This is a genomic window from Pseudomonas sp. GM50, from assembly GCF_000282375.1.
Lineage (GTDB): Bacteria > Pseudomonadota > Gammaproteobacteria > Pseudomonadales > Pseudomonadaceae > Aquipseudomonas.
Window position 1 is genome coordinate 54,901 of sequence record NZ_AKJK01000053.1, and the last position, 12,217, is coordinate 67,117.

General features: G+C 57.7%; 15 protein-coding genes. 6 read left to right on the forward strand and 9 right to left on the reverse strand.

The genetic code is table 11. From position 1 onward, the window contains the following. Positions 1-8: 8 nt before the first annotated feature. Entirely contained in the window at positions 9-1,025 is a 1,017-nt protein-coding gene (locus PMI30_RS16330) for an alpha/beta hydrolase (protein WP_008009418.1), read from the forward strand. Between the two features lie 160 nt (positions 1,026-1,185). Here the strand turns inward: PMI30_RS16330 and PMI30_RS16325 are convergent, their stop codons facing one another. Beyond that, positions 1,186-1,755 carry an elongation factor P gene (locus PMI30_RS16325; RefSeq protein ID WP_007899917.1) on the reverse strand — a complete coding sequence of 190 codons (570 nt, stop codon included), beginning with the start codon at positions 1,753-1,755 and terminating at the stop codon, positions 1,186-1,188. 48 nt (positions 1,756-1,803) lie between these two features. Then, positions 1,804-2,961: an elongation factor P maturation arginine rhamnosyltransferase EarP gene (gene earP / locus PMI30_RS16320; RefSeq protein WP_008009420.1), complete on the reverse strand. Its 1,158-nt coding sequence runs from the start codon at positions 2,959-2,961 to the stop codon at positions 1,804-1,806. A 124-nt stretch (positions 2,962-3,085) separates the two neighbouring features. On the opposite strand from earP, the gene PMI30_RS16315 reads away from it, so the two are divergent. Further along, complete coding sequence (locus tag PMI30_RS16315; protein WP_008009422.1) at positions 3,086-3,484, forward strand: hypothetical protein; 399 nt, start codon at positions 3,086-3,088, stop codon at positions 3,482-3,484. A 14-nt stretch (positions 3,485-3,498) separates the two neighbouring features. Then, on the forward strand, positions 3,499-3,981 hold the full coding sequence (locus PMI30_RS16310; protein ID WP_032835368.1) for a GreA/GreB family elongation factor: 483 nt from the start codon (positions 3,499-3,501) through the stop codon (positions 3,979-3,981). Between the two features lie 9 nt (positions 3,982-3,990). Here the strand turns inward: PMI30_RS16310 and cysB are convergent, their stop codons facing one another. From cysB to PMI30_RS16285, 5 genes are all read right to left on the reverse strand, one after another. Further along, a complete protein-coding gene (gene cysB, locus PMI30_RS16305; protein ID WP_007899921.1) occupies positions 3,991-4,965 on the reverse strand; it encodes an HTH-type transcriptional regulator CysB in 975 nt (324 codons plus the stop codon). A 113-nt stretch (positions 4,966-5,078) separates the two neighbouring features. Beyond that, entirely contained in the window at positions 5,079-5,582 is a 504-nt protein-coding gene (locus PMI30_RS16300) for a universal stress protein (protein ID WP_008009427.1), read from the reverse strand. Between the two features lie 96 nt (positions 5,583-5,678). Further along, positions 5,679-6,584, reverse strand: coding sequence for a 5'-nucleotidase (locus PMI30_RS16295; protein ID WP_007899923.1), 906 nt, complete (start codon positions 6,582-6,584; stop codon positions 5,679-5,681). Positions 6,585-6,609: 25 nt separating this feature from the next. Further along, a complete protein-coding gene (locus tag PMI30_RS16290) occupies positions 6,610-7,566 on the reverse strand; it encodes a putative 2-dehydropantoate 2-reductase (RefSeq protein WP_008009430.1) in 957 nt (318 codons plus the stop codon). Beyond that, complete coding sequence (locus tag PMI30_RS16285) at positions 7,563-7,949, reverse strand: hypothetical protein (protein ID WP_008009431.1); 387 nt, start codon at positions 7,947-7,949, stop codon at positions 7,563-7,565. Before PMI30_RS16285 ends, PMI30_RS16290 begins: the two co-directional genes overlap by 4 nt. Between PMI30_RS16285 and PMI30_RS30600 the strand changes: the two genes are divergently transcribed. Both PMI30_RS30600 and PMI30_RS16275 read left to right on the forward strand, forming a co-directional pair. After that, entirely contained in the window at positions 7,948-8,391 is a 444-nt protein-coding gene (locus PMI30_RS30600; RefSeq protein ID WP_081501272.1) for a PilZ domain-containing protein, read from the forward strand. The two genes, PMI30_RS16285 and PMI30_RS30600, sit on opposite strands and share 2 nt — an antisense overlap. A 185-nt stretch (positions 8,392-8,576) precedes the next feature. Beyond that, the gene (locus PMI30_RS16275) at positions 8,577-9,653 is read left to right on the forward strand and encodes a 3-deoxy-7-phosphoheptulonate synthase (protein ID WP_008009435.1); all 1,077 of its coding nucleotides are present in this window, start codon (positions 8,577-8,579) and stop codon (positions 9,651-9,653) included. 64 nt (positions 9,654-9,717) lie between these two features. Here PMI30_RS16275 and PMI30_RS16270 read toward each other — a convergent pair whose 3' ends face one another. Next, entirely contained in the window at positions 9,718-9,999 is a 282-nt protein-coding gene (locus PMI30_RS16270; RefSeq protein WP_007899932.1) for a GNAT family N-acetyltransferase, read from the reverse strand. A gap of 631 nt (positions 10,000-10,630) precedes the next feature. Here PMI30_RS16270 and oprI point away from each other — a divergent pair. Continuing rightward, the gene (gene oprI / locus PMI30_RS16265; RefSeq protein WP_003172710.1) at positions 10,631-10,882 is read left to right on the forward strand and encodes an outer membrane lipoprotei OprI; all 252 of its coding nucleotides are present in this window, start codon (positions 10,631-10,633) and stop codon (positions 10,880-10,882) included. Positions 10,883-11,005: 123 nt separating this feature from the next. Here the strand turns inward: oprI and PMI30_RS16260 are convergent, their stop codons facing one another. After that, positions 11,006-11,977, reverse strand: a complete 972-nt coding sequence (locus PMI30_RS16260) for a L,D-transpeptidase family protein (RefSeq protein ID WP_008009438.1) — start codon at positions 11,975-11,977, stop codon at positions 11,006-11,008. Between the last annotated feature and the right edge of the window lie 240 nt (positions 11,978-12,217).

Below are 12,217 nucleotides of genomic sequence, written 5' to 3' on the forward strand. Positions count from 1 at the left end.
AAATGAACATGAACACTTTCAGCAAAGTCTTGACCGGTACTCTTCTCGCCCTGTCCATCAACAGTGCATTCGCAGGCAACGGGGTTGAACACAACACCCAGGCGTTCCTCGATGTACTGAATGCCGGCACCGGCAAACCGATGGAACAGCTCACGCCTGCCGATGCCCGCGCGGTGTTGGTGGGTGCGCAGGCGGGGGTGAAACTGACGCTGCCAAAAGCCGATGTCAGCGAGAAGACCATTCAGGTCGACGGCCAACCGATCAGCCTGACCATCGTTCGGCCGGCCGGGGTCAAAGGCGAGCTGCCGGTGTTCATGTTCTTCCACGGTGGTGGTTGGGTGCTGGGGGACTTCCCGACCCACGAACGACTGGTTCGAGACTTGGTAACGGGTTCGGGCGCGGCGGCGGTGTTCGTCAATTACACCCCGTCGCCGGAAGCGCATTACCCGGTGGCCATCAACCAGGCCTACGCCGCGACGAAGTGGGTGGCCGAACACGGTAAAGAGATCAACGTTGACGGCAAACGTCTGGCCGTGGCCGGCAACAGTGTCGGTGGCAACATGGCAGCCGTGGTTGCGCTGATGGCCAAGGATAAAGGCACGCCGGCGATCAGGTTCCAGGTGTTGTTGTGGCCGGTGACTGATGCCAGCTTCGAGACGGCGTCCTATAACCAGTTCGCCGAGGGGCACTTCCTCACCAAAAACATGATGAAGTGGTTCTGGGACAACTACACCACCGACGCCAAGCAACGGAACGAGATCTACGCCTCACCGCTACGGGCGACCACTGCGCAACTCAAGGGCTTGCCACCCGCGCTGGTGCAGACAGCCGGCGCCGATGTGCTGCGCGATGAAGGTGAAGCCTACGCCCGCAAACTCGATGAGGCTGGCGTAGCGGTCACGGCCGTACGCTACAACGGCATGATCCACGACTACGGTTTGCTCAACGTAGTGAGCCAGGTGCCCGCGGTGCGTTCGGCGATGTTGCAGGCGTCTGAAGAGCTCAAGCAGCATTTGAAGAAATAACATACCCCTTGTAGGAGCGAGGCTTGCCCGCGAAGGCGTAGTGTCAGTCGGCATCAATGTCGAATGATTAATCGCCTTCGCGGGCAAGCCTCGCTCCTACAAGGGCACGCACAAAAAAGCCCGACACAATGGTCGGGCTTTTTCATTACTCAAGCGGTGCTTATTTGGCACGGCCTTTGTAGGAACCGCCTTCGCGGGTATCGATCTCGATCATGTCGCCGATTTCGATGAAGTCAGCAACCGACAGTTCGGTACCGTTCTTCAGTTTGGCAGGCTTCATCACCTTGCCGGAAGTGTCACCGCGAGCGGAACCTTCGGTGTAGTCAACCTGACGCACGATAGTGGTCGGCAGTTCTACGGAAACCAGACGCTCTTCGAAGAAGATCGCTTCGCAAACATCGGTCATGCCTTCTTCAACGAAAGGCAGAACGGCTTCGATGTCTTCAGCGTTCAGCTCGTACATGGTGTAGTCGGTGGTGTCCATGAACGTGTAGGAGTCGCCGCTGATGAAGGACAGGGTCGCTTCTTTACGGTCGAGGATTACGTCGTCCAGTTTGTCGTCGGCGCTGTAAACGATCTCGGTCTTGTAACCGGTCAGCAGGTTTTTCAGCTTGGTCTTCATGATCGCGCTGTTACGACCCGACTTGGTGAATTCAGCTTTCTGAACCAGCCAAGGATCGTTTTCGAGACGGATCACCATCCCGGGTTTCAGTTCTTTACCAGTTTTCATTGCGAATATCCGAATTTGGATGGGATTTACAAAAATCTAGGCCGCGTATCATATCCAATTTAGGTAAAACTGTACCAGCGCTGCGGCAAGATCTGCCTGCAAGGCTTGTTCCAGACACCATGTCTCGGCATGTTTTTCCAGTTCAGGCCAGTGTTTGCGGGTTGATTTCCAGTGATCGGTCATTGTCTCACCTGCATTCCATGCCCGCCATAGACCGCTGATCGCCTCGCGGGCAGGCTCGGACAGGCCTTGGGTGTACAGGGTCAGGAAAGCATCGAGCTTGTCCAGATGGATATCTTCGTCCTGCCGATAGATGTGCCAGAGCAGCGGCCGACCTGCCCATTGAGCGCGGACAAAGGAGTCTTCGCCGCGCACGGCGTTGAAATCGCAGCTCCATAGCAGCAGGTCATATTGATCCTGTCGGACGAACGGCAGCACTTGCACGGTCAAGGCGTCGCGCACATGCACCGCACCAGCCTTCAGCCCATCCACCCCGAGCCAGCGTTCGACGTTGCCGAGAATCCGCCCTTCGGGCACCAGCAAATGCGTCGGCGTCGAGTCGGCCGCCATCGTGTCGAGCCAACTGGCCAGCCCGGTATTTTCGTAGGCAAACAGCGAGATCAGTTGGGCATTCGGCACGCGATCAATTCCCAGGCCTTGCAGGAATTCTTGCTGAGCTTGCGGGCTTTGCTGAAACTGCCGACGCCGCTCCAGCAATCCGCTTTCACGCAGCAAGCCGCCAGTGCCCTTGCGAAAGCCCGGGAAGAAAAAGAACTTCTGCACGTTCTTGTACTTTACCGATGGCAAGCCGTGGCAGCCGACGACCCAGTCTTCGGCGCTCAGATAATCGAGGTTCATCCACAGCGGCGGTTTTTCCCGTTCGGCCATGGCCTCCATATAGGCACTCGGCAACTGGCAGGCGAATGCGGCGATGACGACATCAGCGGCTTCAGTGGGTTGCCAGTCGGCCGACCACTGTCGCACCTCGACGCCCTGCTGCCACTGCTGCGCAGCGTTGATATCGATCTGCGGGCACAAACGCTCGAAGGCTCGCAGGTCGTCGACCCACAAGCGCACTGTCGCGCCATGTTCGGCCACCAGTTGTCGGGCCAGGCGCCAGGTCACACCGATGTCGCCGAAGTTGTCGACCACGGTGCAAAAAATATCCCAGCGCCAGCGGTTTTTCACTTGAGGCATTTCAGGCATTCCAGGCTCCCGTTGGCAAAGGCGCCGATTGTCCGCATAAATTACCCCGCGCAGAAGAGCCGACGGCGATTAATCTTCATGCGACAATCGCCACTTGCCCGCGACCACCCGCCAGGAGGCAGTAATGCCCTACCGTCCCAACCCACGCCGTCCCTTGCCGATCCAGTTTAATGCGCTGCAACTGACCGGCAGCATTGCCCTCGGTTTGTGGCTGGGATTCATCGCGATTGCACTGACTTGCTGGCTCGCCTGGCGCTTGTTGTTCAACGAGCAATTGGCGCCCTTGGCCCAAGCGGTGGAGCAACTGGCCAAGCCACCGGTGATTGAGCAACCCGCCCCGCAAAACCCGATGCTCGATCAGTACGAGGACAATCTGCGCAGGAATGAACAGCAGCAAATGGTGGAACAGGCCAGAAGCAGCAAACACAATCTGTCCAATCCCAAATGCCAGTTCTGGCTGCAACAGAATCAAAATGCGCCGAGCGAAAAAAGCCGCGCCAACGTCCTACAGTTCTGCGATTGATCATGAAACTCTCTATGCACAAGCCGACCGTCCACCAACTGATTATCGACAAGCTGCGGATCGATCTCGACATCGCCGAACGAGCCGCGCAAACCGCTTACGAAACCGCGACCCACGAAGAAAACATAGCCGAAAACAAGTACGACACGCTGGGGCTGGAGGCGTCTTATCTGGCGGCCGGACAGGCCAGACGAGTGGAAGAAATCAGGCAGTCATTGGCCCTTTGCCAGAACCTGACATTACGGCCTTATGACGATCAGCGCGGTATCGAAGTCGGTGCCCTGCTCGGCCTGGAAGACGAAAAGGGTCGCGAACAATGGCTGTTCCTGGCCCCTGACGCGGCCGGGCTGAAGGTTGATCTGGTGGGGCAACTGATTACCGTCATCACCCCTCGCTCGCCGCTGGGCAAAAGCCTGCTGGGCAAGTTCGAAGGGGATGAAGTGGAGATTCTGGTGGCGGGCGCTCGGCAACAGTTTTCTGTCACCGAGGTGATCTAGAAAAAACGATTAATGCACCGGCAGTTCGACGCCGTCGAACAGCTCTTCCAGTTCCTGTTTGTTGTGGCACTGAATGGCCTTGGCCATGACTTCGCGGGTCAGGTGCGGCGCGAATTTCTCGATGAAGTCGCACATGAAGCCACGCAGGAACGTGCCGCGACGGAAACCGATTTTGGTAATGCTGGATTCGAACAACTCGCTGGCATCGAGCACCACCAGGTCGCTATCGAGCTTGGTGTCGACCGCCATTTTCGCCACGATGCCCACGCCCAGGCCCAGACGAACGTAAGTCTTGATCACGTCGGCGTCGGCGGCGGTGAATACCACTTTCGGTGTCAGGCCGCGATGACTGAAGGCTTCGTCGAGTTTCGAACGGCCGGTGAAACCGAACACGTAGGTCACGATCGGGTATTCGGCCAGGGCTTCGAGAGTCAGCTTCGACAGCTTGGTCAGCGGGTGGCCCTGAGGCACGACCACGCAGCGGTTCCAGCGGTAGCACGGCATCATCACCAGGTCGCCGAACAACTCCAGCGCTTCGGTGGCGATCGCGAAATCGACGGTGCCGTCAGCGGCCATCTCGGCGATCTGCATCGGCGAGCCCTGGTGCATGTGCAGGGCAACATCCGGGTATTGCTTGATGAAATTGCTGATCACCGGTGGCAACGCATAACGCGCCTGGGTGTGCGTGGTGGCGATCGACAGGGTGCCTTTTTTCTCGTTGGAGAATTCCTGGGCGATCTGCTTGATGCTTTCAACTTTGCGCAGGATTTCACCAGCGGTGGTGATGATGCGCTCGCCAGCCGGGGTAACCCGGGTCAGGTGCTTACCGCTGCGGGCGAAAACCTCGACCCCCAATTCGTCTTCCAGCAGACGGATCTGTTTGCTGATGCCCGGTTGCGAGGTGTAGAGGCTTTGGGCTGTAGCTGAAACGTTGAGGTCGTGGTGCGCCACTTCCCAGATGTAGCGCAATTGTTGAAGCTTCATATGAATCCCTCAAAGCAGGTAGACGCCACGGGCATCAGCGACGGTATATAACTATATTAATGGTTTGATTAATAAATCTAGAACTTTTTTATCAAAACGCCATTATTCGTGTCCTAGCGATCCCCTTTGCGGCGACGTTCCGTCAGCGGCACCAGATAGACCGGCACCCTGGACAGTTGCAACACGCGCGCAGCGGTTCGGCCCAATGGCGTTTCCGCGCCAGCGCCATGACTGTGACTCCCTACGATCAGCAAATCGACGGAGAGTTTCTGCGCCTGGTCGAGAATCACCTGCGACGGATCGCCCTGCAGCACCCGCACTGCCCGAATCCGTTCCAGGTCCTGCTCCCCCTCATCCCCCAGTTCTTCGCGAAAGCTGTCGAGCACCCGCTGCTCGATATTGGCAATCACCGTATTCAAACCCTGACTGTGAAACTCGTTCAAGGCCTGCTCATCGAGGTAACTCTGTAGCACCGATTCGGCGAACAACCCCATCGGCTCAACCGCGTGCACCACATACAAGTCGGCATTGAATGTTCGAGCCAGTGCCAACGCATGCTGCATCACAAAAGGTGCATACAGACCGAGGTCGGTGGCATACAGCATCGAATGAATCATTGGGACCTCCTGAATGCCAACATGGCGGAGATTGATTCAGCTTAGCAGTGCCGTGGCGAGAGCGGCGTTCGGCGCCATGCATTGAACCGCAGCGCTTTAAATCGATGGCTCGTTACTGATGCCATGCGGCACATGACCGGTGGCGACCACTTCACGGGCCAGCTCGCAATGGCCGGCCTGATCGTCGAAAAACACGTCGGCGGCAAAGGCTTCGAGAAACGGTGCCTTGTTCAGGCCGCCGAGGAACAGCGATTCGTCCAGACGGATGTCCCATTCGCGCAAGGTGCGTATCACCCGCTCATGGGCCGGTGCAGAGCGCGCCGTCACCAGCGCGGTGCGGATCGGACAGGCATCATCGGGGAACTCGCGCTGCAAAAGGTTGAGCGCAGCGAGGAAGCCTTTGAACGGCCCGCCGCGCAAGGGCTCGCGGGCGGACTCACGCTCGCTGGCCTGAAACGCTGCAAGGCCTCCCGACTGATAGACTCGCTCCGACTCATCGGAAAACAGCACCGCGTCACCGTCGAAAGCAATGCGCAATTCATCGCTGGCGGCGCGACTGGCACCGCCCGATAGAATAGTCGCTGCGGCGAAACCGGCATCCAGCGCACTGCGCACATCGTCGGAATGGGTCGAAAGAAACAGGTCGCAGCCAAAGGCCTTGAGGTACGGATAAGGACTTCGCCCGCCGGAAAACGCTGCGCGGGAGATTGCCAGGCCAGAATCGTTGATCGAGTTGAAAACCCGCAGACCAGTGTCGGCACTATTGCGCGACACCAGGATCACCTCGACCCGGGCACGGCCGAGACGGGCATTCAGGTTCAGGAGTTTTTCCACCAACGGGAACGCATCGCCGGGCTCGAGAATTTCGTCTTCGTGTTCGATCTGGTATTGCCGATAGGCCTCGACGCCGCTCGACAGATAAACCTTGTGACTCTCACTCAAGTCGAACAGTGCTCGCGAAGAAATCGCCAACACCAGTTTGTCGTCTATACCATTGGCCATGCCCTTCCCTCTCCTTTTGACCGACTCAGTGATTACGTCGATCGATAAAACTCAAGCTGCGATACAAGGCTTCTATTCGCGGCAACTCACATCCCGCCGCCTTCGCCGCTGCCAGTGGTCGAGTGTAGATCGCGTCCAGTTCCAGCGGCCGCTTGTGCAGGAAGTCGTGGTACATGCTCGGCCAATAGTCGGGCATTTTTTCAGTCACCATGAACAGATGCTCGGCATATCCGGCCGGCATTTCGTGACCACAGGCCGTTGCCCCCTGAACCACTTCGGTCATCAGCGCCTTGATCAGCTCCCGGCAGTCGGTATCGGCCATCAACGGCGTGGTGCTTGCCCTGAGCAGAACCGACAGACCGTTGTAAGGGATATTCCAGACCAGTTTTTGCCAACGCGCCTGATGCAGGTTCGGCATGGCCTGGGAATCGATTCCGGCGGCGCGGAACAGCCCGGCGCCTTCCTCGACAATCGCCATCCGCGCCCGCTCATCGACTGCCGGGCCGCTGTGGTAGCCGACATTCACCGCGCCGAGCGCCTGATGGGTGATGACGCCAGGTCCCTCGCGATGGACGCAGATAAAACAGAGCCCACCCAGCAAGTGCAGCGAATTGGGGAGCAAGTCGCGCAGGCTGTCTTCGACGTCCAGGCCATTTTGCAACAACAGCACTTTGGAATTCGGAGCGGCAGCTTGAATGATTGTCGGCGCCAAGTCCGCGTTACTGGTGGTTTTCGTGCCCACTAGCAACCAGTCGCAGGGCGGCATATCTTCGGCCGTCGAATAGGCCTGAACCGGTTTCAACGTCAACGTGCCGTGCACTGCACTGTCGAGTTGCAGCCCGCGTTCGGCCACCGCTGAAAATTCACTGCGCAACAGAAAATGCACATCGAAGCCGGCACGCGCCAGCATCAACCCGTAGAAACCGCCGATCGCGCCGGTTCCGATAATACCGATTGTCGGCTTGGCAACTGTCCCCATCATGGTAATTCCTCTGCTATTCGACTCAACGCCAGCCCCACGGCTGCATTGAGCTCGGTGCTGGTCAGGCGCGATTTCAGTGCCCCAAAGAACTCACCGTCGCGCACCACAAACAGCGCTGGCAAATGAAAGACCTGATAACGCTCCACCGCACCGCCATTGTTCCCGGCATCGATCCAGCACAGTTGATCGATCGCCAGATCCAGCTTGGGCAATTGCTCACGGGCAAAGCGGCAAGAGGCGCAACCAATGCTGGTAAAAATCACCAGTGAAATGCCGCTCATCGCCAACAGCCGTTGGTCGGCGTCGAAATCGGTCAGTTCCAGTTCGACCACTATACTGGGAGGAACAATGTCAAATGGCCGACACAGGGAGTCCGTGTTCATGGGACGTTATCTTCCTCATCCTGACGATGTACCCGTTGAATTAACGTTGCTCAGACATGAATGTATTTCGCGGCAACAGCTGCACACTATCAGCCTCGGCGGCATGGCTTGCAATTATCACCGCGCGTGGCGCCACGGTACGGCGCTGGAAGTGCGCATGCCGACCGTGAACCCGGACTTGCGTTATCTGGGCTATGTGGCCTGGTGCCTGCGACGAAAGCACGGCTATCTGGTGGGTATTGCTTTCGTTGACGAGCACACGTTGTTCAGTGCGCGGATGGGCGAACAGGTGTGCCAGATCGAACGCTATTGCCGCATGCATGAGACTCATAGCGACTTGCATGACAACCAGGCACTGGCCCTCGAATGGGTCCAGCGGCACGCCGACGAATTCTCCCACGACACCGTTCGCAAGGCATTTGCACAGCCAGCGATGGGTTAGAGGCGCGCTCAATTGGTTTCCCCGCCGCGAAACTGATTGAGAATGCCCCCGAAACCGGCGTCTGCCCATTGTCGAGCCACGGTGTAACGCGCTAAGGTTCGGGCTCCCCCGACGCGCTTAAATTTGCTGTGCTCCGCCGCGCGGGGATCGCTGGCGGCCGGCACCCGTGACCTGACGAGTAAACGATGGCTGATTTACCGATCAACGACCTTAACGTCGCCTCCAACGAGACCCTGATCACTCCCGATCAGCTCAAGCGTGATATCCCTCTGAGCGACGCTGCCCTGCGCACCGTCACCAAGGGCCGCGAAGTCATTCGCAACATTCTTGATGGCACCGACCACCGCCTGTTCGTCGTGATCGGGCCGTGCTCGATCCATGACATCAAGGCTGCCCACGAATACGCCGAGCGCCTGAAAGTGCTCGCGGCCGAAGTGTCCGATACCCTGTATCTGGTCATGCGCGTGTATTTCGAGAAGCCACGCACCACCGTCGGCTGGAAAGGCTTGATCAACGACCCGTACCTGGACGACTCGTTCAAGATTCAGGATGGCCTGCACATCGGCCGTCAGTTGCTGCTGGACCTGGCCGAGATGGGCCTGCCGACCGCGACCGAAGCCCTCGACCCGATCTCTCCGCAATACTTGCAGGACCTGATCAGCTGGTCGGCGATCGGCGCACGCACCACCGAATCCCAGACTCACCGTGAAATGGCTTCCGGCCTGTCCTCGGCTGTCGGCTTCAAGAACGGCACCGATGGCGGCCTGACCGTGGCCATCAACGCCTTGCAGTCGGTCTCCAGCCCGCATCGTTTCCTGGGCATCAACCAGGAAGGTGGCGTGTCGATCGTCACCACCAAGGGCAATGCCTACGGTCACGTGGTGTTGCGCGGCGGTAACGGCAAACCGAACTACGATTCGGTCAGCGTCGCGCTCTGCGAGCAAGCGCTGAACAAAGCGAAGATCAAGCCGAACATCATGGTCGACTGCAGCCACGCCAACTCCAACAAGGACCCGGCCCTGCAACCGCTGGTGATGGAGAACGTCGCCAACCAGATCCTCGAAGGCAACCAGTCGATCATCGGCCTGATGGTCGAAAGTCACTTGAACTGGGGCTGCCAGGCGATCCCGAAAGACCTCGCCGACCTGCAATACGGCGTGTCGATCACCGATGCCTGCATCGACTGGACCGCCACCGAAAACACCTTGCGCAGCATGCACGCCAAGCTCAAGGATGTGTTGCCTAAACGCGATCGCAGCTGATCACCGTTTCACGCAAAAAAAACGCCAGGCTTAAACCTGGCGTTTTTTTATGCGTTCGCTTTGTTCACAGCTTGGCGGCATGCCGCGCGTGACGCTCCATGTAGCGCTCCACATAGGAACACGATGGAATGACTGTGTAGCCCATTTCCTCGGCATATTGCAGTGCCTGCTCGGTCAACGCCGCCGCGATGCCGCGACCACGCAGTGCATTGGGCACAAAGGTACGATAAATATCCAGGGTCTGTTTCCCCAGATCCATATAGGTCAGGTAGGCACGATAACCGTCCACAGTGGTCTCGAACTGATGACCAGCCTGGTCATGGTGGATGGACAACGCCTCGCTCATCACTACTCCTCGCGGGTCTTTAATTCTGACCCCTACCTTACCGATGTTTTTCCGGCGAAGGAACATCTACGCCACCCTGTGCCTGAATGGACACCGAGAGAGCAACACCAATCTCGCGCAACCGAGCACGTATCAAATAGTAGGCACCATTGGCAGAAATGCTCAAGGGACGCTCGTCATGCTGGCAGGCGGGTGCTGCTTGGGGTAATGCAGGGACGGCTCGACCGGGATCTTCCCGGGTCCAGGCCTGAACATTGCCGGATATTGAGACTTAAGACGAGCGCGCTTTGTTTAAGTCACCTCAACATGGATAAAGATATGAGAGCCGCTGCGCAAAATCCGAACAAAAGTGTGGACGATCCCATCTAGACAGACTTTAGCCTAGACTGAAAAACAGCTGCCGACACCGGGAACTTTTCCCCAGAAGCTCGCTCAGCTCGGGCCTCGCAGCTGGATATTTTTTATACAATGCAGTTAAAAGTTGCTCGAAAAAGAATCAACGCCTACAATTTTTTTTGCTTCTTGCTCTACGTCAGTTTACTTACTACAAGTAATGGGTAGTATGTACGCCGGCTATTTCCTCACTCTGAGGAGACAGCTACTTAATAGAAAGTCCTTGAAGGGGAACACGATGAACAACGTTCTGAAATTCTCTGCTCTGGCTCTGGCCGCAGTTCTGGCTACCGGTTGCAGCAGCGTATCGAAAGAAACCGAAGCACGTCTGACTGCTACTGAAGACGCAGCAGCTCGCTCCCAGGCTCGTGCAGACGAAGCTTACCGTAAAGCTGATGAAGCTCTGGCTGCTGCTCAAAAAGCACAACAGACTGCTGACGAAGCTAACGAGCGTGCTCTGCGCATGCTGGAAAAAGCTAGCCGCAAGTAATAGTCCTTCGGGATTGTTATCAAGCCGACCCATTTTTTGGGTCGGCTTTTTTATTGCCTGACGTTTGTGCAGACAATAAAAAACCCGCCGACGCAGCCTGCGTCGGCGGGTTCCTTTAAAACGTTACTGCTGCAGGTCGATCGGCGCACTCGAGACCATCGGTGCCGACGTACCCGGCACAGCGATTTCCACCGGCAGGCCATCTTCAGCGGCGACGACGTCACGCACTACATCCCAGTTCATGCGCAAGTTGTTAGTGATGTCTTCACGCTTGAGCATCGCGTTGATGACTGCGGTGTGCTTGTCGACTACCGAAGGGTTGCCCTTGTCGTCCAGCGGCGTGTGCGCTTCCAGATAAACCTTGCCGCCACTGAGGCCGAACTTGTACGGGTCGTTGAGGATGCGCACCGACGTCCCTACCGGCACCATGCTGGCCATTTCCAGCACGTTGTTGTTGAACATGCGGAAGCAACCGTGGCTGGTGCGCATGCCGATACCGAACTTCTTGTTCGAACCGTGGATCAGGTAGCCCGGAGTGCCCAGCGTGAACTTGAACGGCCCCAGCGGGTTGTCCGGGCCGGCCGGCACCACATTCGGCAGTGGATCGCCATCAGCGGCGTGCTCGGCCTTGATCGACGCTGGAGGCGTCCAGGTCGGGTTCGGCGTCTTGGCGATGATGCTGGTGTGGGCAATTGGCGAGCCCCAGCCTTCACGGCCGATACCCAGCGGGAAGGTGTACACCACGTTCCGGCCTTTCGGGAAATAGTAAAGACGGTATTCAGCCAGGTTGATGACGATGCCTTCACGGGGGCCCGGCGGCAGGATGAAGCGCGTCGGCAGGACGATTTCGGTACCTGCGCCCGGCAGCCATGGATCAACACCCGGGTTGGCCGCGACCATCTCCGAATAGCCCAGGTCGTAGGTGGTGCCAAGGTCGGCGAAGGTGTCTTCGTACTTGGCCTTGATCACTTGCACCTGACCGATGATGTCTTCACCGGGTGGTGGCAGGGGTAGCTCCAATGCTGCTACCGGACCCGCGACACAGAGGGCGGCAAGAGACAGGCAGCGGGTGACGGCGGGAAAGCGCGGCAACATCCGGAAAATCCTTCGCATGATCGACAAGGGTATAAAAACGGAATTGTACACCGCCTTCCGTAATTTCGGGGAGACGTAAAGACCTGTGGTTGCGGAGCTTGCCTGGGGAGGTTATGGAGGCATAGGTCTCTATCTTGATGGTGTACATATCCGTTTCTGCGGTCACGGCTTCTATTGGTTTCGCTTTTACAGCGAGTCACTTTCGAAAAGCGCGAAAGTAACCAAAGCGCTTTTGCCCCT

Coding starts and splice junctions, on each gene's coding strand:
- PMI30_RS16330 (WP_008009418.1), top strand. CDS start 9: ATGAACACTTTCAGCAAAGTCTTGACCGGTACTCTTCTCGCCCTGTCC.
- PMI30_RS16325 (WP_007899917.1), bottom strand. CDS start 1,755: ATGAAAACTGGTAAAGAACTGAAACCCGGGATGGTGATCCGTCTCGAA.
- earP (WP_008009420.1), bottom strand. CDS start 2,961: ATGCCTGAAATGCCTCAAGTGAAAAACCGCTGGCGCTGGGATATTTTT.
- PMI30_RS16315 (WP_008009422.1), top strand. CDS start 3,086: ATGCCCTACCGTCCCAACCCACGCCGTCCCTTGCCGATCCAGTTTAAT.
- PMI30_RS16310 (WP_032835368.1), top strand. CDS start 3,499: ATGCACAAGCCGACCGTCCACCAACTGATTATCGACAAGCTGCGGATC.
- cysB (WP_007899921.1), bottom strand. CDS start 4,965: ATGAAGCTTCAACAATTGCGCTACATCTGGGAAGTGGCGCACCACGAC.
- PMI30_RS16300 (WP_008009427.1), bottom strand. CDS start 5,582: ATGATTCATTCGATGCTGTATGCCACCGACCTCGGTCTGTATGCACCT.
- PMI30_RS16295 (WP_007899923.1), bottom strand. CDS start 6,584: ATGGCCAATGGTATAGACGACAAACTGGTGTTGGCGATTTCTTCGCGA.
- PMI30_RS16290 (WP_008009430.1), bottom strand. CDS start 7,566: ATGATGGGGACAGTTGCCAAGCCGACAATCGGTATTATCGGAACCGGC.
- PMI30_RS30600 (WP_081501272.1), top strand. CDS start 7,948: ATGGGACGTTATCTTCCTCATCCTGACGATGTACCCGTTGAATTAACG.
- PMI30_RS16285 (WP_008009431.1), bottom strand. CDS start 7,949: ATGAACACGGACTCCCTGTGTCGGCCATTTGACATTGTTCCTCCCAGT.
- PMI30_RS16275 (WP_008009435.1), top strand. CDS start 8,577: ATGGCTGATTTACCGATCAACGACCTTAACGTCGCCTCCAACGAGACC.
- PMI30_RS16270 (WP_007899932.1), bottom strand. CDS start 9,999: ATGAGCGAGGCGTTGTCCATCCACCATGACCAGGCTGGTCATCAGTTC.
- oprI (WP_003172710.1), top strand. CDS start 10,631: ATGAACAACGTTCTGAAATTCTCTGCTCTGGCTCTGGCCGCAGTTCTG.
- PMI30_RS16260 (WP_008009438.1), bottom strand. CDS start 11,977: ATGTTGCCGCGCTTTCCCGCCGTCACCCGCTGCCTGTCTCTTGCCGCC.